The organism is Lentzea sp. NPDC004789 (assembly GCF_053601075.1).
The window spans coordinates 67,556-88,009 of record NZ_JBSGBE010000022.1 but is presented as its reverse complement, the minus strand read 5'-3'; the positions used below and the strand labels follow the sequence as shown (position 1 = coordinate 88,009).

Annotated in this window: 18 protein-coding genes; 10 read left to right on the top strand and 8 right to left on the bottom strand. The window is 68.8% G+C overall.

All coding sequences use genetic code 11. The features are described 5' to 3' along the window. The first annotated feature begins 4 nt into the window (after positions 1–4). The 3 genes from ACWEIJ_RS37495 (at position 5) to ACWEIJ_RS37485 (ending at position 6,489) form a co-directional block, all read left to right on the top strand. Positions 5–2,104, top strand: a complete 2,100-nt coding sequence (locus tag ACWEIJ_RS37495) for an AbfB domain-containing protein (RefSeq protein WP_449842011.1) — start codon at positions 5–7, stop codon at positions 2,102–2,104. Between the two features lie 80 nt (positions 2,105–2,184). Further along, positions 2,185–6,234 carry a polymorphic toxin-type HINT domain-containing protein gene (locus ACWEIJ_RS37490; RefSeq protein ID WP_449842010.1) on the top strand — a complete coding sequence of 1,350 codons (4,050 nt, stop codon included), beginning with the start codon at positions 2,185–2,187 and terminating at the stop codon, positions 6,232–6,234. A 3-nt stretch (positions 6,235–6,237) separates the two neighbouring features. Beyond that, positions 6,238–6,489 (top strand): hypothetical protein, encoded by a 252-nt coding sequence (locus tag ACWEIJ_RS37485; protein WP_449842009.1) that lies wholly within the window; start codon positions 6,238–6,240, stop codon positions 6,487–6,489. 67 nt (positions 6,490–6,556) lie between these two features. Here the strand turns inward: ACWEIJ_RS37485 and ACWEIJ_RS37480 are convergent, their stop codons facing one another. After that, positions 6,557–7,237: a TetR/AcrR family transcriptional regulator gene (locus tag ACWEIJ_RS37480; RefSeq protein WP_449842008.1), complete on the bottom strand. Its 681-nt coding sequence runs from the start codon at positions 7,235–7,237 to the stop codon at positions 6,557–6,559. A 149-nt stretch (positions 7,238–7,386) separates the two neighbouring features. On the opposite strand from ACWEIJ_RS37480, the gene ACWEIJ_RS37475 reads away from it, so the two are divergent. Further along, positions 7,387–8,751 (top strand): MFS transporter, encoded by a 1,365-nt coding sequence (locus ACWEIJ_RS37475; protein ID WP_449842007.1) that lies wholly within the window; start codon positions 7,387–7,389, stop codon positions 8,749–8,751. A gap of 23 nt (positions 8,752–8,774) precedes the next feature. Further along, on the top strand, positions 8,775–9,413 hold the full coding sequence (locus ACWEIJ_RS37470) for an NAD(P)-dependent oxidoreductase (protein WP_449842006.1): 639 nt from the start codon (positions 8,775–8,777) through the stop codon (positions 9,411–9,413). A 411-nt stretch (positions 9,414–9,824) separates the two neighbouring features. On the opposite strand, the gene ACWEIJ_RS37465 is transcribed toward ACWEIJ_RS37470, so the two are convergent. The 4 genes from ACWEIJ_RS37465 to ACWEIJ_RS37450 form a co-directional block, all read right to left on the bottom strand. Then, positions 9,825–10,277: a hypothetical protein gene (locus ACWEIJ_RS37465; RefSeq protein ID WP_449842005.1), complete on the bottom strand. Its 453-nt coding sequence runs from the start codon at positions 10,275–10,277 to the stop codon at positions 9,825–9,827. Positions 10,278–10,606: 329 nt separating this feature from the next. Then, the gene (locus tag ACWEIJ_RS37460) at positions 10,607–10,912 is read right to left on the bottom strand and encodes a hypothetical protein (protein ID WP_449842004.1); all 306 of its coding nucleotides are present in this window, start codon (positions 10,910–10,912) and stop codon (positions 10,607–10,609) included. Beyond that, positions 10,896–11,135 carry a DUF397 domain-containing protein gene (locus ACWEIJ_RS37455; protein WP_449842003.1) on the bottom strand — a complete coding sequence of 80 codons (240 nt, stop codon included), beginning with the start codon at positions 11,133–11,135 and terminating at the stop codon, positions 10,896–10,898. Before ACWEIJ_RS37455 ends, ACWEIJ_RS37460 begins: the two co-directional genes overlap by 17 nt. A gap of 116 nt (positions 11,136–11,251) precedes the next feature. Further along, positions 11,252–12,136: a helix-turn-helix domain-containing protein gene (locus ACWEIJ_RS37450; protein WP_449842002.1), complete on the bottom strand. Its 885-nt coding sequence runs from the start codon at positions 12,134–12,136 to the stop codon at positions 11,252–11,254. 210 nt (positions 12,137–12,346) lie between these two features. Here ACWEIJ_RS37450 and ACWEIJ_RS37445 point away from each other — a divergent pair, with 210 nt between their 5' ends. Beyond that, on the top strand, positions 12,347–13,165 hold the full coding sequence (locus tag ACWEIJ_RS37445) for an SAM-dependent methyltransferase (protein ID WP_449842001.1): 819 nt from the start codon (positions 12,347–12,349) through the stop codon (positions 13,163–13,165). 291 nt (positions 13,166–13,456) lie between these two features. Here ACWEIJ_RS37445 and ACWEIJ_RS37440 read toward each other — a convergent pair whose 3' ends face one another. Then, positions 13,457–14,287: a S1 family peptidase gene (locus ACWEIJ_RS37440; protein WP_449842000.1), complete on the bottom strand. Its 831-nt coding sequence runs from the start codon at positions 14,285–14,287 to the stop codon at positions 13,457–13,459. Between ACWEIJ_RS37440 and ACWEIJ_RS37435 the strand changes: the two genes are divergently transcribed. Continuing rightward, on the top strand, positions 14,286–15,095 hold the full coding sequence (locus ACWEIJ_RS37435) for an RNA polymerase sigma factor (RefSeq protein WP_449841999.1): 810 nt from the start codon (positions 14,286–14,288) through the stop codon (positions 15,093–15,095). The genes ACWEIJ_RS37440 and ACWEIJ_RS37435 overlap by 2 nt on opposite strands. 14 nt (positions 15,096–15,109) lie before the next feature. Beyond that, entirely contained in the window at positions 15,110–16,153 is a 1,044-nt protein-coding gene (locus ACWEIJ_RS37430; RefSeq protein WP_449841998.1) for a CU044_5270 family protein, read from the top strand. 638 nt (positions 16,154–16,791) lie between these two features. Here the strand turns inward: ACWEIJ_RS37430 and ACWEIJ_RS37425 are convergent. Next, the gene (locus tag ACWEIJ_RS37425; protein ID WP_449842076.1) at positions 16,792–17,610 is read right to left on the bottom strand and encodes a helix-turn-helix domain-containing GNAT family N-acetyltransferase; all 819 of its coding nucleotides are present in this window, start codon (positions 17,608–17,610) and stop codon (positions 16,792–16,794) included. A gap of 109 nt (positions 17,611–17,719) precedes the next feature. Here ACWEIJ_RS37425 and ACWEIJ_RS37420 point away from each other — a divergent pair, with 109 nt between their 5' ends. Beyond that, positions 17,720–19,057 (top strand): NAD(P)-binding domain-containing protein, encoded by a 1,338-nt coding sequence (locus ACWEIJ_RS37420; protein WP_449841997.1) that lies wholly within the window; start codon positions 17,720–17,722, stop codon positions 19,055–19,057. A 43-nt stretch (positions 19,058–19,100) separates the two neighbouring features. Further along, positions 19,101–20,231: an MFS transporter gene (locus ACWEIJ_RS37415; protein WP_449841996.1), complete on the top strand. Its 1,131-nt coding sequence runs from the start codon at positions 19,101–19,103 to the stop codon at positions 20,229–20,231. A 1-nt stretch (position 20,232) separates the two neighbouring features. Here the strand turns inward: ACWEIJ_RS37415 and ACWEIJ_RS37410 are convergent, their stop codons facing one another. Beyond that, positions 20,233–20,439, bottom strand: coding sequence for a heavy-metal-associated domain-containing protein (locus tag ACWEIJ_RS37410; RefSeq protein ID WP_449841995.1), 207 nt, complete (start codon positions 20,437–20,439; stop codon positions 20,233–20,235). Between the last annotated feature and the right edge of the window lie 15 nt (positions 20,440–20,454).

The following is a 20,454-nucleotide window of genomic DNA, read 5'->3' as shown; positions in this document are numbered from 1 at the left end:
ACGGTTGACCACCACCGGTCTCGTCGCCGGCTTCGTCGCGATGAGCCTGCTGGCGCCGATGACCGCTCACGCGGACCAGCCGAACGACAAGATCCCGCCGCAGTCCACCGCGCAGAACCTGCCGACCGGCCAGGTGATGGCCGTCCCGCAGGAGAATCCGGATCCGAAGGCGACGGCGGTGCCGGAGTCCTCCGAGGTGGAGAAGGTTCGCGCGGTTCGCGCGATCGAGGTCGGCGAGGCGAGTGACGAGTGGCTGGTGTTGTCCGACAAGAACTTCGTGTTCAAGGTGTACGACAAGATCAACCCGGACAAGTACCCGCTGACCAGGGCTGAGGCCTACCGGGTCTACCGGATCGTGGTGGACGCGCCGGACGCGCCGGACGCGACCGCGTTCATCCGCACCGGGATCCACGATTTCGTCGACCGGGATCACCTCGAGTACGCCCGCCGGCAGGAGGAGTTCCGTCAGGCCCGCGAGGCGCGGCAGAAGGCGGCCGCTTTCGCGGAGATCCCGGCGGACGCGGCGATGCTGGACGGCAACGACCAGAACTTCGTCTACCAGGTGTGGCGCCGCTCGACCGGCCCGAAGGTGAAGGCCGGTGCCGGCGAGGCGTGGGGTGGGGATGCTGGCGTCTGGAAGACGTTCATCACCACCACGATCTACACCCTGCACGTCGAGGACCAGCGCGACGCCATCGAGAAGGCCAAGCAGGAGAGCGAGGAGAAGGCTCGCGCACTGGCGGCACAGCTGGCCAAGAAGAACGCCGCCGCGGTGCTGCCGGTCATCGCACCGGAGAGCTGGCTGACGCTGACCGACGACAACTTCATCCGTCAGCTGCTGACCACGCCGGAACTCGCTCAGCCGCGGCACGTCGAGATCACCAACGCGGCCAACACGGCACTGCGCAGCAGCAACCCGGCCGACTGGAAGGCGTTCATCGACACCGGCATCTACCAGGCCGACGCGCGGGACGCCGCACGGGAGAAGGCCGCGCGGGAGGAAGCGGACCGGCAGAAGGTGCGCGAGATCAAGGCCGCCGCCGAGGCGAGCCGGTTGCGTCCACGGCTGGTCGCGGCGGCCAACGCGGCACTTGCCGGCACACCGGCGGACGTCACGAAGTTCCTGTCCGAGACGCAGTACGCCGTGCTGACCCAGTCGTTGATGGCCACCACGAAGGAAACCCTCGCGAAGGGTTGGTTCGTGCGCACCGGCGGCGGTGACTCCTGGATCACCCCGGGCACGCCGAGCACCACGGCCGGGGACGCCCCACTGGGGGAGGCGAGCTGGAAGGTCGTCGCCGGGCTGGCGGATCCGGCCTGCTTCTCGTTCGAGTCCGGCGCACACGTCGGCAGCTACCTGCGTCAGCAGGACTACCGCGTGAAGCTGCACGCCAGTGACGGCTCGGACCAGTTCAAGCGGGACGCCACCTGGTGCGCCAAGCCGGGTCTGAACGGTTCGGGGGTCTCGCTGGAGTCCAAAGCGCTGCCCGGCCGGTACATGCGGCACATCGACGCGGCGATCTGGGCCGCCAACGACAGCGGTCAGTTCGCGTGGGACCAGCCGAGCCTGTTCAAGCCGGACGCCACCTGGAACGCGTCCGACCCGGACCCGGTCATCACCACGCAGATCATGCTGCGCTGGTACAACGACGATCCGTGGCGCAACGTCGTCGGCAGCCCCAAGGCCGGTGAGGTCCTGGACGGCGGCGTCCGGTACCGCGATTTCGACAAGTCGCGGGCCTACTGGAGCTCCAGCACCGGTGTGCACAACGTCTCGGCCCCGATCCTGCCCAAGTACCTCGCGTCCGGTGGCCACACGATGGCACCGCCGGTGAAGGACACGACCGGCACACCGGACGGAATCGGCATCTACAACCACTTCGACCGCGGCATCTCGATCTACTGGAGTCCGAGCACGGGCGCGCATCTCGTGTACGGCGCGATCCGGGACTACTGGGCCTCGCTCGGCTGGGAGACAGCGGTCGACCTCGGCTATCCGACCACCGACGAGTTCCAGGCGGGCAACCTGCGCCGCAGCACGTTCCAGCGCGGCAACATCGACTTCGACCCGGCCACCGGCCGGACGTGGCACTACAGGTTCTGACCAGCCGAAGCTGACCCGTTGCTGGGCCCGGCACTCGGTTTTCGGGTGCCGGGCCCCGATACTGCTGGGGGACTGTCAAGATGAGACTCATCCGAAGAGCACTGGCGGCGTCGGTGACGCTCGCCGTGTTCGCCGGGCTGGTACATCCGGCCTCGGCCAGCACGTCGATGAACACGCGGCAACAGCTGTCACAACTGCTGGCGGCCGCTGCCGAGGATCCGGCGCCACCACGGCCGATGCCGCCGGATCCGTACCGGGAATGGGACGGCCAGGCCGGTGTTCCGGACACCGGTGACCCACGACTGCGGCAACTGGTGGCCGACAACGCCGAGCTGGCCGAGGACGCCGAAGTCCGCGACGCGGCCAAGGACGCGCTGGCCGCCGGTCGGCCGGGGATCATGGCGTTTCTCAACGGCGGCCTGACCGTCGCCAAGAAGAAAGCCGACGACCGCAAGGCGGAGGAGGCGCGGCGCAATCGTGCCGCGATCGAACCGTTGCGCGGCACCGGCGGGCCGTATCTGCGGGCCGAAGTGGACCGCGTGCTGGCCGGTACCGATCTGGACCGCCTCCAGTTCCTGACGTACGGCAAGGCCATCGCCGAACAGCGGGACGCCGCGAGCCTCCAGAGCACGCAGGACCGGGCGAACGAGAACCGGGCACGCGTGCAGATGCTGGTCGGTGTGGCCGGGCCGGAGGTCAAGCGCGCGGCACAGGTCGCGCTCGACGCCGGTGACGCGGCGATCGAGCAGTTCCTCGCGACGGGTTACCTCGACGCGGCCAGGAAGGACGCCGAGGCGCGGGAGAAGCTCCTGGCCGACGAGGAAGCCCGGCAGAAGGCCGCTGAGGCGCTTTCGGAGCTGGCCAAGCGGTCGGCACGGGCCAACGAGGCACGCCGGGTGCTGCTGGTGGAGCACGGCAACGGGATTCGCGCGCTGCAACGGTCGTCGAACGCGTTGATCCTGGCCGGCAACGAGGCCCGCAAGGCCGAGCAGATCCTGGCCGCGAACGAGGCCGGCGGCCAGCACCCGGTGGACGCGTTCAACGGCGTCAAAGCCGAGGTGACCCGACAGCTGGCCGACGCGACCGCGGCGGCTCAGGACGCCCAGCAGGCCGCGACCAAGGCTCAGGTCCAGGCCGGCGTGCTGGTCGAGGTCGGCTTGCCCTACGGCTCGCAGTGGGCACAAATGGCGCTGGGCATGGCACAGGCGGCTCAGGCGGCCGTGCTGGCCGCGGAAACCGCCACGCACTCGATCGACGCGGCGGCGTTCACCGACCAGGCCCGCAACGCTCAGGAGAAGGCCGAGCGGCACGCCGAGCAGGCCAAGAAGTGGCGTGAGCACGCCGAGCAACACGCCCGCGCCGCGGCCCAGATCGCGGAAGCCGCACGGGTGCAGGCCGAGGCGGCGAAGGACGCGGCGGCCCGGACCAGGGCAGCTCGGGAGGCGGCCGAAGCCGCGGAGGCACAGGCCTGGGCCGCGGCCGAGCGAACCCGGCAGCAACGGATCATCGCCGAACGCGAGGCCGCCAACGCGGCCGCGGCGCGTGCTGTCGCCGAACGCGAGCGGGCCAATGCGGCGGCGGCTCGGTCTCGCGCGGAGCAGCAAGCTGCGGTCGCACGGGCGATGCGCGGTGAAGCCGAGCGGCAGGCCGGCGTCGCGGCCGCCGCACGGCAGCGGGCCGAAACGCAGGACGGCATTGCCGCGCAAGCGGAATCCAACGCCCACGGCGAAGAACGCAATGCCGCTGCGGCACGGGACCGCGCGTATCAGGCCGAACGGGACCAACGTGCGGCTGAAGCACGTGCCGCGGCGATGGAGGCGATGGCAGCCGCCGGTCGCGGCACCCAGAACGAGGCAGCCGCACTGCAGGCAGCCCTGCAAGCACGTGGTGAGGCGAACACGGCTGCCGGCGCGGCGGGTGCGGCACGTGGCGCCGCGAATGCCGCGACAGGTGCGGCCGCGGGTGCCCGTGGCGCCGCGACCGAAGCCACTCGAGCAGCCGCACGTGCGCGCGCGGCGGCACAGGCCGCGCAAGCCGCAGCGGCACGGGCGAACGCGGCGGCGGGTCAAGCCGAAGCCGAAGCGGCCGCCACGCACGCGGCGGCGTTGCGGGCGAACTCGGCCGCGGCGGACGCGACCGCCAACGAGGCCAAGTCCGCGGAAGCCGCGCAGAACGCGGTGAACCTGGCCAACCAGGCCGCGGACGAGGCGATGCAGGCGCAGATGTCCGCCGAGCGCACCAAAGCCGAGGCGGACGCCGCCGCGGCCGAGTCGGTGTCCGCCGCCACCCAGGCGAGCCTGGCGGTGCGGGCTGCGTCGGCGGCCAAGGCGTCGTCGCAGGCGATCACCGATCCGGCGAACACCGCGATCACCGTGGTCACGCCGTTCACCGGCCAGGACATCGACGCGGACTTCGTCGTCCTGGTGGCCCAGCAGGCCAAGACCGTTGGTGCCGAACAGGCCGCGGCGGCGGAACGCCGTGCCGCGGAAGCCCTCGAGGCGGCCAGGCTGGCACAGCAGGCGGCGGAACGAGCGGCGGCCGAAGTCAAGCCGGCCTTCGAAGCCGCCGCCGCGGCGGCGACGTCGTCGGCTGCGGCGGCACGCTCCGCCGCCGACGCCCAGAAGGCCGCGGCCGAAGCGGCTGCGGACGGTGCGGCGGCCCGTGCTTCGGCGGCACGGGCCAACCAGGCCGACGCCCAGGCGCACGAGGACGCGCGCAAAGCAAGAGTCGCGGCCAACGCGGCAGCCAACGACGCGGCGATCGCCGGTCGGAACGCCGCTGCCGCAGAACGTGACGCCGCGGCGGCGCGTTCCGCGGCCTCTCGCGCCGAAGCCGACGCGGAGGCGGCTCGCGGCGCCGCCTCCCGTGCCGAAGCCGACGCGGTGGCGGCGAACGCGGCCGCCGACAGCGCCGCTGAGCACGCCGTCAGGGCCTCCGATGCCGCCAAGAACGCCTACAACAGCGCGGTCGAGGCGGGCAAAGCGGCCGACCGCGCCGAAGAAGCGGCCCGCAAGGCCGAACAGGCGCGCCAGAAGGAAGCCGCGGAGAAGTCGGGCGAGGGCGACAACCGGCCGGCGCTGACCACTGAGGAGGAAGAGGCCCTCCGCGACGCGTGTGGCCAGGATTGCGTCGAGGAATACCGCAACGCCATGGACACGGCGAAGAAGGGACTCCTCGACTGGATCGTGGAGAACGGCGGGCAGGTGCTGCTCGACGTCATCGGCTACACCGACGCGAAGAAGTGCTTCGGTGAGGGCGATGTCGCGGCGTGCCTGTGGACAGTGGTCAACGTCGCCTCGCTGATCCTGTTGATCGCCAAACTGCCCGCGGTGGCCTCCGCCATCGGCAAGATCGCGGGCGGGCTCGCCAGGTTCCTGGAGAGTTCCCAGCTGGCGCAGAAGATCCTCGGCAAGGGCGACTCGATCCTCGCCGACATCATCAAGCTCTGCAACTGCTTCCCCGCGGGTACCTCGGTGTCCACAGAGGACGGGCAGAGACCGATCGAGCAGATCGCCGTCGGTGACCGGGTGTGGGCTCGCGACCTGCAGTCGGGGCAGTCTCGTCTGCGTCGGGTGACCGCGCTGTTCAACAAGCAGGCCAACGAGATCCTGACCGTGAGCACGGCCGGCGCCGCGCTTCAGGTCACGCCGCAGCACCCGTTCTGGGTGGTCGGCCGCGGCTGGACCGACGCGGGCCGGCTCAAGATCGGCGACCCGCTGATCGACCGGGCGGGCAACGCCCGTCCGATCACCGGGATCAGCTCCATGGCCGGCGTGACGACCGTCTACAACTTCGAGGTCGAGGGCGACCACAACTACTACATCACCGACGCCCAGCTGCTCGTGCACAACTGCTTGGTGTTCCCCAAGCATCTGATCCCGCCGGGCATGACACCCAACGTCTATGGAAACCTGGTGTGGGGCGTCAACGAGGCGGGCGCGCGGGCGCTGATCGGCACCCGGACCGCAGCGCAGTTGCGTGAGCTCGGCCTGACCGTGGACGCGGCCAAGGAGTGGAAGGCCTTCTACAAGAAGGTGTACGAGGACAGCGTCGGGCGCGGTCGGCCGAACAAGGCGGCGGGAGCCAGGGTGGACCTGATGGACCACATCATCGAGGTGCTCGGAGGATGAGCGATGGATGAGACCGGCGAGAAGGAGGTCCGGTTGCAGGTGGGGCCCTACTCGGCCGCCAGCCTGACGGTGAGCTTCGAACCGACTGGAATGGCTTACGAACTGGCCGCCGGCGAGTTCTTCTCGGTGGTGATGCGCGGTCCCGGGTCCGGCATCGTCGACATCGGCCACACCGCGGACACGCTGGTCGTCGGTGCGTGGGCCGAAGCGGAGACGCTGGTCTGGACCAAGGACGGCACCAGGCTGTACGTCTGACCGTCCGAACCGGATGGCCTCCCGCGCGAACCGCCGGGAGGCCATCCGGCCTCGGCGCCGTTGCCGGTCAGGAGCCGGGGGTGCGCGCCCCGAGGATCCCGTCCAGCATGGTGTCGATGATCCACGCGCTTCGATCTTCATGACTGCCTCGGACGAAGATCGCCGAGCCGAGTTGCTTGAGCGTGGGATGCCGTGCCGGATCGGCTGACTCGAGCGTGCTCACGAGGTCGCTGAGCTCCTGCTCGCCGTTCTCCCGCCGGCCGTCCCACTCCGCCGCGGCGGCGGTGGCCTGTTGCAGCAGCAGGTCGGTCGCCCTGGCCGCCGCTTCCGGCTGGACGCCCGCCGTCGTCAGCAGGCGCATCAGCAGTTCGATCAGGTCGAGGTAGTGCGGTCCGTCGGGCCACACGAACAACGCGGACCGCGCGATGCCCGCGTGGGCCGCCAGCATCGTCGAGTAGTCCGCGAGCACGCGGTGCAGGCGTTCGCGCCACGGCTCGGTCCCGTCCCAGGACAGGTCCAGCGACGCGATCAGCCGGTCGATCAACAGCGAGTTCAGGTCGGTGGCGTTGCGCACGTACACGTAGAGCGACGCAGGGCCGGTGTCCAGCGCCGCCGCGACTTTGCGCATCGTCACGGCTTGAGCGCCGTCTGACGCGAGGATCGCCATCGCGGCGTCCACGATGCCGTCACGGGTCAACGCGGGTTTTGCCGGCCGCTCGCGGCGGCTGACCGGCATCTCTCGGGCCATGTGATCAGCGTAGCAACCCTCGAACTGGATCGTGACGAACATGTTCGTTACGATCGCGTTCGACACGCTGCTTCAACCGAGGACGAACCTTGATGACCACCACCTCCACAGCTCCGCCGCCTGCCAGGGCGGCAAAACGAACGATGGCGATGACGCTCGTTGTCGTCCTGCTCGCCGATGCCATGGATCTGATCGACGCCACCATCGCCAACGTCGCGGCGCCGTCACTGGTCGCGGACCTCGGTGCCGGGCCGAGCCTGATCAAGTGGCTCGGCGCGTCCTACGCCCTGGCCCTGGGCGCCCTTCTGGTCGTCGGCGGCCGCATCGGCGACCGCTTCGGGCAGCGCCGGACCTTCCTGATCGGCCTGACCGGGTTCGTCCTGGCCTCAGCACTGGTCGGCCTCGCCGTCGGCCCGGGCATGCTCATCGGCGCACGGGTCGCCCAGGGGACCTTCGGCGCACTGCTCATCCCGCAGGGCATGGCGATCATCACCGCGACCTTCCCGAAAGACGCACTGCGCAAGGCTTTCGGGCTGTTCGCCCCGATGCTCGGCGTCTTCGCGGTCGCCGGCCCGTTGCTCGGCGGCATCCTCATCGACGCCAACGTCTTCGGCCTGCAGTGGCGCCCCATCTTCCTGATCAACGTCGTGGTCGGTGGCGTGGCACTGGTGCTGGCCTTCCGCTTCCTGCCCGCCGTCGAACCCGACCGCACCGCTCGGGTCGACCTGACCGCGAGCGCGCTGCTCGCCGTCTCGCTCTTCGGCTTCCTCTTCGGCCTGATCACCGGTTCCGAGGACGGCTGGGGAACGGCCGCGATCGGCACCACCGCGACCGGAGTCGCCCTCTTCGCCGCCTTCTGCCGCGTTCAAGCCCGCAGTGACCGGCCGCTCCTGGCGCGCTCGTTGCTGCGCAACCGCGGCTTCACCTCGGGACTGGTCATGGGACTTCTGCTGTTCGCGGCGTTCAGCGGCCTGATGTACGTCATCTCGCTGTTCTTCCAGCTGGGCCTCGGCTACTCACCGACCACGACGTCGATCAACCTCATCCCGCTCACCGCGGGCATCATGGGCGGTTCGGGGATCAGCACCGCACTGGTGCCCAGGTTCGGCCGCAAGCTCGTCTTCGCAGGACTGCTCACCGCCCTCGCGGGCACGGGGATCCTGCTGCTCGTTGTGAGCGCGGTCGGCAGCAACGCGACGTGGTGGCACAACGCCGCCGCGACTGTCGTCATAGGACTGGGCGCCGGAATCTGCTTCAGCACCATCTTCACCTTCGCGCTGGGAGACGTGGCAGCGCACGAAGCCGGTGCGGCCAGCGGGTCGCTCAGCGCCGTGCAGCAGGTCGCCAACGGCATCGGCTCCGCAACGGTCACCAGCGTCTTCCTCGCACAAGCGACCAGCGGCGGCATCACCGCTGCCATGACCACGACGCTCCTAGTCGTCAGTGGCGTCATCATCGCCTGCCTGGCGGTCGTGCCACTGCTGCCCCGCACCGCGGCCAACCCAGAGCACTGACCGGACTCCTGCGAGGAAACGCCATGAGCAAGATCGTTGTCTTCGGCGCCAACGGCGCCACCGGCCGCGCCATCGTCAAAGCGGCCCTCAGCACCGGCCACAGCGTCCGCACCGTAGTCCGCGATCCAGACGTCTTCCGCTCGGCATCGGGAGAACTCACGCCCGAACTGGAGATCGTCAAGGGCGACGTGCTCAACCACGACGACGTGCACACCGCGATACGCGGCCAGGACGCCGTAATCTCCGCGATCGGCCCGTCCGGGCACCAGGCCAACGGCCTGTACTCCCGCAGCGCCCGCCACTTCGTGGCCGCGATGACCGCAGAGCACGTCGACCGCATCGTCGTGCTCTCCTCCAGCGGCGTTCGATGCGACGACCCCAACCACCCGCTGTGGTACCGAGCCATCGCACGCACCCTCATGCGCGAGCTCTACGCCGACATGCAAGCCATGGAAGACGTCCTGGAACTGAGCAAGCTGAAGTGGACCGCCGTCCGCCCCGCACGGATCGTCGACGCACCGCCGGCCCCGGACTACCGGGTCGGCGACGCCGAGAACCCGCGGGGCGGCACCGCCATCAACCGCGACAGCCTCGCCCAGTTCGTCGTGGAGGCCACCACCGGCGAGCGGTGGTCACGGCGGCGCCCCACACTGGCGCACTGAAGTCGGCCAGTCCGGTGAACAGCGGCCCAAGCGCAAAGACGTCGACGACTACTCGCATGTGACCGACGTCGTGATCGCCAGGATGCTGGCGGCTCTGCAGCGCCGGCGGGAACCGGCTGTGGGTGGAGCCGGGACCGGCCGAGTGAGCGGAAAGTGGCGTGACGACCTGGGTGTTGGGAATGTGGCCTCGACGCCGTGCTCCCGATCTGCTCCCGCGGCAACGCAAACGGCCTGCCGATGAGATCATCGACAGGCCGTTTGACCAGGTAAAACACACTGTGGGCGATACTGGGATCGAACCAGTGACCTCTTCGGTGTGAACTATGGACCGGGTAGCGCTGACCTGGGAAAACAAGCATCTTGCAGGTTGGCGCGGTTCCGTTGCCGCACCAGCTACGCGCAGGTCTTCGTCTACGCGGCCATGGCGCTGGTGCTGTCATCGTCGCGATTGTGGCGGTGAACCTGGCAATGAAGTCCGCCGTACCGCGGTGACCCGGCCGGCGCGCCCGCGTCGCACCTTGAACGGCGATGGTCGCACCGGCGCAGTCCGAGCACCGCTCCGTCGGTGTCCATCGTGATCACTCCGCCGCATTCCACCTCGGCCTCGTGGCGTCGGTCCGCCCACACAGCCTGCACGCCGGGAAGCGCCGACTGACAGCCCTGAAGATCCTTCTCCGCGAGAAGCTGACGTAGGCCGACCAGCACTCCCGAGACGGCTTCCATCCGCTGCGAGCCGAATCGGAAAACGTGGTCGGTGCCGATGAACCTCATGCCGCTGAGCGCGACGCCGGTGTCGAAGACCGCATCGGTTCCGGGAAGCGTGTACTCGGACCCGACACGGGTCTGTTGACGGAGCGTCAACAAGCCTCTCGCAGGCGAGCGCTGGGCACGCTGCGGCAGGTCGGTGCGCGTGGGTGGACGTTCCTTGCGATCTATCGTTCCGCTACGGCGAGCATGAGCCCATCAGGCCGACTCACCAACGAGTGCAGACACTCCGCATGAGGGTACGGCGACGACTTTTCAAGCGGCACGGACTTCTCGCAAGGCGAGTGACTCGAGGCATGTACGCGAACCCTCGACCAGCCGCATGCCCCCCCCCGTACCGACCGGACTTTCGTCCACGATGCGTGCCGGCGCCCCGTCACGCAGAGGTGCTCGACCAGCTCGCCGAACAAGGACGGACGGTTCGGCGATCAAGCGATGCGGTCGTCGGGCAGTTCGAGCAGTTCCTCGATCACGCGGCACGCGGGGCCGGTGCGCTGCCACGAGTACCTGGTCGGCACCAGGACGTTGACCTCGTCTGCAGGCATCCGCGTCGCGATCGCATCGTTCTCGTCGTGCAGACGGACGATGTCGATGACGTTGTCATGGGCTCGGATGCCTACGACGGCGGTGAGCTCACCTGTGTGGTTGCGTGGGTGGAGGAACTGGAATCCACGCAAGATCAGTGCGTTGAGGCGCACCGTGGTGTTCGTCGTGGCGTCACGCGACGAAGTCATCGAACTCGCCTTCCTTCGCACCCGCCAAGAAGGCCGCGACCTCGGCGCGGGTGAGTACCAGTGCGGGCCCCTCCGGGAAGCGGGAGTTCCGCACGGCGATGTGGCCGCCGTCGAGGCGGGCGAGTTCCATGCAGTTGCCCGACGCGCCGCTGTGCCTGCTTTTGCGCCACGTTGCCCCGCTCAGCAGGGCGGCGGACATCCCGCTGTGGATTGCATCCCTCATCGCCACACCACCTTCCCGAACGAGTGCATCTGCACGTGCATTGGACCGTGCACACGGTAGCAGCTGCGCTCGCCCCGGTAAATGCACGTGCATTTGCACGCGTGATGGGTGTGGCGTTACAGCTCGGCGAGACGCTTGGTCAGCACCTGACGCGTGCGGTCCGGCGTATGGGCGTTGACCGTCAACTGGTCGAACGTCCGGCCGTACAACTCGAGCTCTTTGCTCCGGTCGAGATACAGGGCGCCGCCGCCGTGCTCGATGTAGGTGATGTCCGGCAGTTCCGGCTCGTCGAACCGCAGCATGGAGAACGAGTTCTCGGCCGCGTAGCCGCTCAACGAGTACGGCAGGACCTGCAGGGTGATGTGCTTCTGCTTTGTGACTGCCAGCAGGTGTTCGAGCTGATCGCGCAATACGGCCGAGCCGCCGATCGGCCGGTAGAGCACCGACTCGTCGATCACCGCCCACAGGCGAGGTGCGCCTGGCCGGGCCAGGATCTTCTGCCTGTGCATGCGCAGCCTGACGAACTGCTCGACGGTCTGGTCCGCGAGCTCCGGCCGGCCGCGGCTCGCGATCGCCCTGGCGTAGTCCTCGGTTTGCAACAGGCCGGGCACGAACTGCAGCTCGTAGGTGAGGATTCTCGACGCGGCCTCTTCGAGACCGACGTAGTCGTGGAACCAGTCCGGCATCAGATCGGTGTAGCGATGCCACCAGCCGGGCTCGTTCGAACGGGCGACCATCTCGAGGAAGGTGTCCCGATCCGCCTGGTCGGTGACCCCGTACATGGTGAGCAGGTCGGCGACGTCGCGCTCCTTCAGCCCGACGCGACCGAGTTCCAGCCTGCTGATCTTCGACTCGGACCCTCGGATGGCAAAGCCCGCTTCGCTGCGCGAGATGTCCGCGGCCTCGCGAAGCCTGCGCAGCTGAGCGCCGAGCACGATGCGCAGTGCCGTCGGGCCACCAGGCCGGACGTTCGCCGTGGAGTCGGAGTCAGCAGTCGCCATCAGGGCTCCTCTTTAGCGTTCCGGCCCTCGCTCCGCCAGTGCGGGCAGGAGAATCCACCCGATGAGCGGTTGTCTCAGGTCCAGCGACCCGAGATTGATCACTGTACGTGAAACGGAGGGCATTCACGCATTCGGCCCATATGCATGCGCCGGGCGCAGTGTGATCTGATGCATAGACGCCATGCCGTGTCTACGCTTGAGAGGTTCGTGATGTCCGAAACCGATGTGCCCGTCTACATCGACACCACGAAGGCGAGCATCGCCAGGGTTTACGACGCCTTCCTCAACGGCAAGGACAACTACGAGATCGACCGCGAGGTGCTGCGACGGGTGCAGCAGGTCGCGCCGGAAGCGCAGACCCTCGCGTTCGACAACCGCAACTTCCTGATCCGCGCCGCGCGCTTCATCGCCAGCCAGACGGGCATCACCCAGTACCTCGACTGCGGGTCGGGTCTCCCCACCGCGGAGAACACCCACCAGGTGGTGCAACGGATTCAGCCGGAAGCGCGCGTCGTGTACGTCGACAACGACCCTGTAGTGCTCGCGCACGGCCGGGCGCTCCTCGAGGAGAATGACCAGACGCACTTCTCGGCCGCGAACATCTTCAACCCCAAAGAGATCCTCGAGGACCCGATCGTGCGCAAGCACATCGACTTCTCAGAGCCGATCGCATTCTTCCAGCTCGGCACGCTGCACCACTACGACGGTGCGATCAGCCCGCAGGAGATCATGCGCGAGTACATCGACGCGCTGCCGTCCGGTTCCTACGTTGCGCTCAGCCACTTCCTCGATCCGCAGACCGAGGAGCACAGCGATCTCGCTCGCCGCATGGAGGAAACGTTCCTGCACAGCCCGATGGGCACCGGCCGGTTCCGCACCCGCGACGAGATCGAGGGCATGATGGCCGGACTCGAACTTGTCGATCCCGGTCTCACGCTGTGCGCCGACTGGTGGCCCGACGGTCCCCGCATCAAGCCACTTCCCCCTGTGTCGTACTGCATCGCGGGCGCTGTGGGCCGCAAACCCTGACCGCGCAGCAGCCGCTGGCGGTGGCCGGCCAAACACCTGCCGGATCTCCTCGATCGGCAGGTCGATTCACCGCAGTTCACGGATGAGGTGGGCCGCCCGGATCTGGTCGCTCCCGTAACGGCGGTAGCCGGCCTGCTGATCCGTCGAGGCCGCGGCGGACCTGTTCTACTCGCAAGGCATCCGCACGGTCAGCGCGGAGATCATCGCGCCGCCGGGATCACCAACGAGGTGTCCCGCATCACGTAAGGTGATCACGGCAGCACCCGGTCCTGCCGGACGCTCGGCGTTGGGTCAGCGGTTGGTGTTGATCGTCCTCTGGATCCAGCCGGTGTACGCGGTCGCGTTGGTGTACAGGCCCGGACCGTTCGCGCAGGGCACGTCCTCGTCACCAGGGCCGGAGGTGACGCCGATCAGTTCCCACCGTCCCCACTTCCCGCGCTGCACCTGCGGGCCGCCGGAGTCGCCCGAGCACGCCATGGCGCCTGCCGTCCGGCTCACCGTGCACAACCTGGTCCGATCCGCGAAGCCGGGCGCGCACTCGGAATCAGCGCCGCGACGGGTGTCGAGCTGCTGGAGCCGCTCGGCGAACTTCCAGTCGTCGGGGCTTGCTCCCTCGACCGTGGTGCCGAACCCCAGCAGCCGGGTCGGGGTTCCGGGCGCGCCCGCCCGGTCGGCGATCCGGATCGGCTGCTGGGCGACCGGGCGGTCCAGGCGCATCAGCGCGATGTCGTTGCGGTTGGGCTGCACGCCCGGCATCACCTCGTAGCCGGGGTGGCGCACCACGCGGTCGATTGCCCGGACGGTGCCGCCGGAAGTCCGCCGGTCGCTGCCGATGCGCACGGTCCCGTCCAGCACCGCACCGCCCTCTCCCTGACCGACGCAGTGCGCCGCCGTCAGCACCCACCGCGGGTGGATCAGTGATGCCCCGCAGACGCCCTTGATGTTGCCCGCGCTGGGCACGGTCAACGGGATCGAGGTCATGAACTCGTAGCGCTCGGTGGAGTCCTTCCCGTTGATGATGGCACCGGCGGTGCCGGTCACCGCCGTGGCGGCGAACGCACCCGCCAGCAGGACGGCGGCCACTCGTACCGCTCCACGGCGCACGGACTTCAGTCTCGACATGCTCTTCCTTCGCAACGGAAATGACGAACGAGACCAATCCTGTCCGTTCACTTTGGACGAGACCATGCAGGCAACTCGTCTGTCGGCGGCGAGACCGCTCGACCATCAGTGGTGGAGCCTGCACCACCGGAAGCCGGTTCTCGGACAGGTTGCCGCGTGGAACAACCCGCTTTCTAATTGGAGCCACCCCAGCGGGTCTGTTGTGACGCCCGCCACAACGACGGGACGCGAATGGCCCTTGCGGACAAGTAGTGGTGTGACCAGGCCCAAGGAGCGCATCGTCGACGACACCAGACCGAACCTCACCGGGGAGGATCCGGCTGCCGCCTTCGCCGCTCTCTTCGACAGCCACGCCTCGGCCCTGCGCGGCTATCTGGCCGGCCGAGTCGGTGTGGACACCGCGGACGACCTCGTGGCGGAGACCTTCCTCATCGCCCTGCGCAAGCGGACGGACTACGACCCGGCTACCGCCTCGGTGAGAGGGTGGCTTTACGGCATCGCCACGAACCTGCTTCGCAACCACACACGCACCGAACTCCGCAAGTACCGCGCGACCGAGCGGCTGAGCGCCGAGGCGGTGCAGAGCCATGATGCGCGTGTGGCTGCTCAAGTGGACGCCCAGCGGCAGCTCGCCAGGGCGCTGCCGCGGTTGTCGGAGCAAGAGCGGGATCTGCTGTTGCTGACGTCGTGGGCGGGACTGGACCCGTCCGAGATCGCGACCGCGCTGAACCTGTCTGCCAGCACGGTCCGCTCGCGGCTGCACCGCGTGCGGGAGAAGTTGCAGACGATGATTGGAGAACAGCGATGACCAATTTGGACGAAATGCTGAACCTCTTGCACCACGAGGACAGGACGAGCAGCAGGCCGCTCGATGACGTGCGAACCAGGGTGCTCGAAGCCGCCTCCACGAATGTCGTCCCGTTGCGCCGCAGGCGTTTCATGCCGGTCACGGTGGCCGCCGCCGCGGCAGCACTCGTCGCCACCGGTGTCCTCGCGGTGAAGGCCAACGACGCGCCCTCGCAGGCACCTCCCGTGGCTGCCGACTCAGCAGTGCGGCCGGAGGTTCGACTGGTGTCCGCCGCGGGCGCGCTCGAGGACGCCGCAAGCAAGATCAACACGGTGGACCGGCCGCTGGCGCCCGGCCAGTACCGTCTGATCACGGAGCACGGCACGTACGCCCGCGGCATGATCGTCGGGCCGTCGACGGACAAGGGAGGCACCTGGGCCGTCGAACTGACGTCGAAGACCTGGATCCCGGCCGACGTCACGAAGGAGTGGCTGAACCGCCGCACGAAGGACGGAGAGGTGAAGTGGCTGGGCGGCAACGTGCCGCAGTCAGAGGTGCCGTTCAGGCTCGACGACACCGACACCGGCGAGCGCAGGGGCGCCTGCGGCGACTTCTTCCCCAACGCCAGGCCGAAGAAGGTGTGCGGAAGCACGACCGACTGGGATTCCCCCGCTTTCTACGCCTCTTTGCCGCGCGACCCAGCAGCCCTCTACGACTGGCTGCGCTCCAGCACCAGCCAGCGCGGTTCGGCGCCGGTGTCGATGTTCGCCCTGGCCACCGAGATCCTGCGGGCAGGTCAGATGCCCGCCGATCTGAGGGCCGCGTGGTACCGGGCCATCGCGAAGATCGACGGTGTCGTGCTCACTTCGGAGAAGGTCACTGTGGACGGCCGCACCGGTGTCGGGATCACCATGATGGACAAGCGCGAACGCCTCGAGTTGGTCATCTCACCGGAAACGGGTGACTTCATCGGGGAACGCAACGTTGCCGGCCCGGAGCACAGCAACCCCTGGATTCCCGAGGGCACCGTCCTGAAGGCGGTGTCGATCACCACCACTGTCGTCGACAGCATCGGTTGATCTGCACGGTGAGCGAGCAGGTCGCGGTGCTCTCACCGCGGCCCGCTTCGCCGTTTCCGTTCCGGAACTACGTTCGTGCAGGTCGGCGACCAGGGCTTCTGGTCGCGGGCAACGCTTCCAGGAGAAGTGGTGGTCAGTCTTGGCGTCGGAACCTGCACAGGTCGTTGTGTTGGCGATCGCGGGCCTGGGACCTGTCGGCCCAGCCGACCTCGAGACAGCCGCGACGCGGACATGTCGAATTGAGGCCAACGATCAGATCGTCGAAGACCCGCTGGCAACTCCACCGTCGGACGAGGTCCGGGGCAGGCTTCGTCGAGCGGCATGTGACAGCGAAGGGTTCGACGCCCGCACGCCTCCGGCCAACGGCACCGTGCCGACACCCGCCACCACCACCCGTTGAGGGACTAGCTTGAGTTTCAACCTCCGGATGACCGGCAGGCACCCTGGTTGATCATGAGCGAAGCCCTTGGTTGATCATTCCTCTTGCGACAGATGAAAGGACGGGCCGTGCGGTCGGTCGTGGAGCTCTCGCTCGCGGCTGACCATCGCCACGGGCATGGCGGCGGCTGTGCCGCACTGGCCCAAGGCCTGGCGGACACTTGGCCGACCGGCCTCCTGAACGAAACGCGGCAGGCAGATCAGTCGGCTGCCCTCCGGCGCTCCAGCATCACGGTGTCGCGCCACACGCCGTGGTGCTGGGCGACGCGTTCGCGGACCCCGAGCGTGCGGAAGCCGGCGGAGTGGTGGAGCGCGAGGCTCGCGCGGTTCTCCGGGAAGATCGACGTCTGGAGAGTCCACAGGCCGCCCGCATCGGCTGCGGTGACCTGCTGGTGCAGCAGAGACTTTCCGACACCACGTCCGCGGAAGTTCGCGCCGACGTACACAGACGTTTCGGCGACACCTGCGTAGCAGTCGCGGGTGGAGACACGGGTCGCCGCGGCCCAGCCCGCGACCACGCCGTCGATCTCCGCGACCCAGCGGTGGTCGGGTAGCCATTTGGCCTCCAGGGCCTTGCGGGACGGGGCTTCCGTCTCGAACGTGGCGTCGTTGGTCGCGATGCCCTCCTGGTAGATCCGCCGTACCGCGGTCCAGTCGCCCGGTTCGAGGGCACGGACCGTGACGTCGGCGGGTAGTTCAGCGGGGCAGCACGGCTGCGGTGCGAGCACGCCCATGACCGCGTCAGCGGCTTGGGGGAGGCCGGTGCAGCAGGACGGGTTCACCGACACGAGGGTGGTCGTGCCTTCCCTGCGAAGCAGCACGAAGCGAACTTCGGCGAGTTTGCGCAGGTGGTGCGAGCACGTGGACTGGCTGATGCCGAGCAGGTCGGTCAGCTCCCCGACGGTTACCGGGCGGCCTGCGGTTGCGACGGCGTGGAGCAGGCGGACGCGGGTCGGCTCGGCGAGGCAGGCGAACCAGTCGGCGTAGGTGGTCGCGTCCTCGGTGTGCAGCAGGCCCATCGGTGTCATGGATGGGAGTATCGATCGTGGTCGATGGTTGCGTCAATCGATCCCGGTCGATACAGTCCGGGGTAGCTGAATTGATAGCCATCTATTTAAGGAGCTTCCAGTGACCGGGTTGCCTGTGGTTGTGGTGGGAGCCGGGCCTGCGGGTCTGTCCGCGGCGGCGTATCTGCTGGAACGTGACTTGGAGCCACTGGTCCTGGAAGCGGGTGAACGGGCTGGTGCCGCGGTGGAGCAGTGGCACCACGTTCGGCTGTTCTCCAGGTGGGCTGAGCTCATCGATCCGGCTGCAGGCCGTCTGCTCGACAGCGTTGGGTGGCAACGGCCCGACGACGATGCTTACCCGACCGGTGCGGAGTGGGCCGAGCGGTACCTGCGTCCGCTGGCGGCGGCGCTGGGTGACCGGGTTCGGGTCGGCGCTCGCGTTGTCGGTGTCGCGCGGCGTGGTCGTGACCGGGTGGTCACCGACGGGCGGGAGACCGAGCCGTTCACGGTCCACGTCGAGACCGCCGCGGGGGAGGACCGGATCACCGCGCGGGCCGTGGTCGACGCTTCCGGCACGTGGGGGTCGCCGAACCCGCTCGGTGGAGATGGCCTGCCTGCGGTCGGCGAGGGCGCTGTGGCGGATCAGATCAGCTATCGGGTTCCGGACTTGACCGTTCCCGAGGTGCGGTCGCGGTACGCGGGCAAGCGTGTTGTGGTCGCGGGCAGTGGGCACTCGGCGCTGACCGCCCTGGTGGCGCTTGCCGGACTCGCGGAGGAGAGCGGGACGCGGATCACCTGGCTGCTGCGCCGCGGTGCTACCGGCGACGTGTTCGGTGGGGGTGCCGCGGACCAGCTCCCCGAGCGCGGTGCGCTTGGGTTGCGGGCCAAGGCTGCGGCTGATGCCGGGCACGTGCAGACGGTGACCGGGTTCCGCACGGCGTCCGTGTCGCGCGCTGACGACGGGTCGCTGGTGCTGGAGTCGTTCGAGGGCCAGGTGCTGGACGGGGTGGACGAGGTCGTGGTGCTGACCGGGTTCCGGCCTGACCTGTCCTGGCTGTCCGAGATCCGGCTCGAACTCGACCCGGTGCTGCAGGCGCCGACCAAGCTCGCGCCGTTGATCGACCCGAACGTGCACTCCTGCGGCACGGTGTACCCGCACGGCGAAGCTGAGCTTCGCCACCCGGAGCCGGGTTTCTACCTGGTCGGTATGAAGAGTTACGGCCGGGCGCCGACCTTCCTGTCGCTGACCGGTTACGAGCAGGTCCGGTCCGTTGTGGCGGCGATCGCCGGTGACCGGGAGGCCGCGGAGCGGGTCGAGCTGGTGCTGCCCGAGACCGGTGTGTGCGGTGGTGCGGGTGTGTTCGACGAGCCCGCTCCGGCCGACGCCGGGTCCAGCTGCTGCGGTGCGCCTTCCGGGCCGGTCGAGGTGTCGATCGGCATCGGGGCCAGTGAGCGTTGACGAAGTCGTGGCGGAGCCCAGCAGCCGCTCTGGGCTCCGTCGGGTGCTGGTCGTGTTGTGCACCACCGAGATCACCAGCTGGGGCGTGCTCTACTACGCCTTTCCGGTGCTCGCGCCGTCGATCAGCGTTTCGACGGGATGGTCGCTCACACGGCTGATGCTGGGCTTCTCGATCGGACAGGTCGTCGCGGCGATCGTGGGTGTCCTCGTAGGACGGTGGCTCGACCGGGTCGGGCCCAGGCTGGTCATGACGGTCGGTTCGGTCTTGGCGGTGGTCGCGGTGGTCGCCACCGCCGCGATGCGGTCGCCGGGTTGGTTCTTCGCGGCATGCGTCGTCACCGGTGTGGCGAAGGCGGGAGTCCTCTACCAGCCCGCGTTCGCCGCGTTGACGCGCTGGTACGGGTCGAATCGCGTGTCCGCGTTGACGATGCTCACGCTGGTGGGCGGGTTGGCCAGCACCGTGTTCGCGCCGATCACCGCGGTCCTCGACGAGCACTTCGGCTGGCGCCAGACCTACGCCGTGCTCGCGATTCTGCTCGGTGTCGTCACGATTCCCTTGCACGCCTGGGGTTTGCGCCTCGCATGGCCGCCGGTGGAGCACCGCGGTGTCGAGCCGCCGAACGTGGTCGCGCGCAGCCGTGCCTTCGTGATGCTGACGATCGCCATGACGTTGGCGGCATTCGCCGCTTACGCGGTCGTCGTCAACCTCGTGCCACTGCTGACCGAGCGTGGGATGTCCACGAGCGCGGCAGCGTTGGCGCTCGGGCTCGGCGGCGCGGGCCAGGTTCTCGGCAGACTCGGGTACGGCAAGCTGGCCGCTCGTACGACTGTGCGCAGCCGCACCGTGCTTGTGCTCGTCGCCTCGGCCTCGACGACGGCTGTGCTGGGGCTGGTGCCAGGCCCGGCGATGCTGCTCGTGGCAGGAGCGGTGCTGGCCGGCGTCGCCCGCGGAGTTTTCACGCTCGTGCAGGCGACCGCCGTCACCGACCGGTGGGGGCCGGTTCACTACGGCAGGCTCAGCGGCCTGATCGGTGTGCCGATCACCATCGCTGCCGCGATCGCTCCGTGGGCGGGCAGCGCGATGGCCACCTGGTTCGGTGGCTACGCTCCCGGATTCCTCGTTCTGGCGGCCGTCGGCGCCGTGGCGGCGCTGCTGTCCCTCCGCGGCACCTGACTCAGGCGACGAGCTCGTAGCCGGCCTCGGCGATCGCCTCCCGCAGGAGTTGCTCGTCGACCGGGCCGTCGCTGATCATCGCCACTTTGCCCGACTCCAGGTCCACGTCGACCTTCTGCACACCTTCGAGCGCGCTCACCTCCTCGGTGACGGCGTTGACGCAGTGTCCGCAGGTCATGCCCTTCACGGTGAACGTGGTCTCGGTCATGGGGTGTTTCTCCTC

Excerpts from the sequence above, each read along its gene's own strand:
- ACWEIJ_RS37490 (WP_449842010.1), top strand. The coding sequence starts at position 2,185 with ATGAGACTCATCCGAAGAGCACTGGCGGCGTCGGTGACGCTCGCCGTG.
- ACWEIJ_RS37485 (WP_449842009.1), top strand. The coding sequence starts at position 6,238 with ATGGATGAGACCGGCGAGAAGGAGGTCCGGTTGCAGGTGGGGCCCTAC.
- ACWEIJ_RS37480 (WP_449842008.1), bottom strand. The coding sequence starts at position 7,237 with ATGGCCCGAGAGATGCCGGTCAGCCGCCGCGAGCGGCCGGCAAAACCC.
- ACWEIJ_RS37475 (WP_449842007.1), top strand. The coding sequence starts at position 7,387 with ATGACGCTCGTTGTCGTCCTGCTCGCCGATGCCATGGATCTGATCGAC.
- ACWEIJ_RS37470 (WP_449842006.1), top strand. The coding sequence starts at position 8,775 with ATGAGCAAGATCGTTGTCTTCGGCGCCAACGGCGCCACCGGCCGCGCC.
- ACWEIJ_RS37460 (WP_449842004.1), bottom strand. The coding sequence starts at position 10,912 with ATGACTTCGTCGCGTGACGCCACGACGAACACCACGGTGCGCCTCAAC.
- ACWEIJ_RS37455 (WP_449842003.1), bottom strand. The coding sequence starts at position 11,135 with ATGAGGGATGCAATCCACAGCGGGATGTCCGCCGCCCTGCTGAGCGGG.
- ACWEIJ_RS37450 (WP_449842002.1), bottom strand. The coding sequence starts at position 12,136 with ATGGCGACTGCTGACTCCGACTCCACGGCGAACGTCCGGCCTGGTGGC.
- ACWEIJ_RS37445 (WP_449842001.1), top strand. The coding sequence starts at position 12,347 with ATGTCCGAAACCGATGTGCCCGTCTACATCGACACCACGAAGGCGAGC.
- ACWEIJ_RS37435 (WP_449841999.1), top strand. The coding sequence starts at position 14,286 with ATGCTCTTCCTTCGCAACGGAAATGACGAACGAGACCAATCCTGTCCG.
- ACWEIJ_RS37440 (WP_449842000.1), bottom strand. The coding sequence starts at position 14,287 with ATGTCGAGACTGAAGTCCGTGCGCCGTGGAGCGGTACGAGTGGCCGCC.
- ACWEIJ_RS37430 (WP_449841998.1), top strand. The coding sequence starts at position 15,110 with ATGCTGAACCTCTTGCACCACGAGGACAGGACGAGCAGCAGGCCGCTC.
- ACWEIJ_RS37425 (WP_449842076.1), bottom strand. The coding sequence starts at position 17,610 with ATGGGCCTGCTGCACACCGAGGACGCGACCACCTACGCCGACTGGTTC.
- ACWEIJ_RS37410 (WP_449841995.1), bottom strand. The coding sequence starts at position 20,439 with ATGACCGAGACCACGTTCACCGTGAAGGGCATGACCTGCGGACACTGC.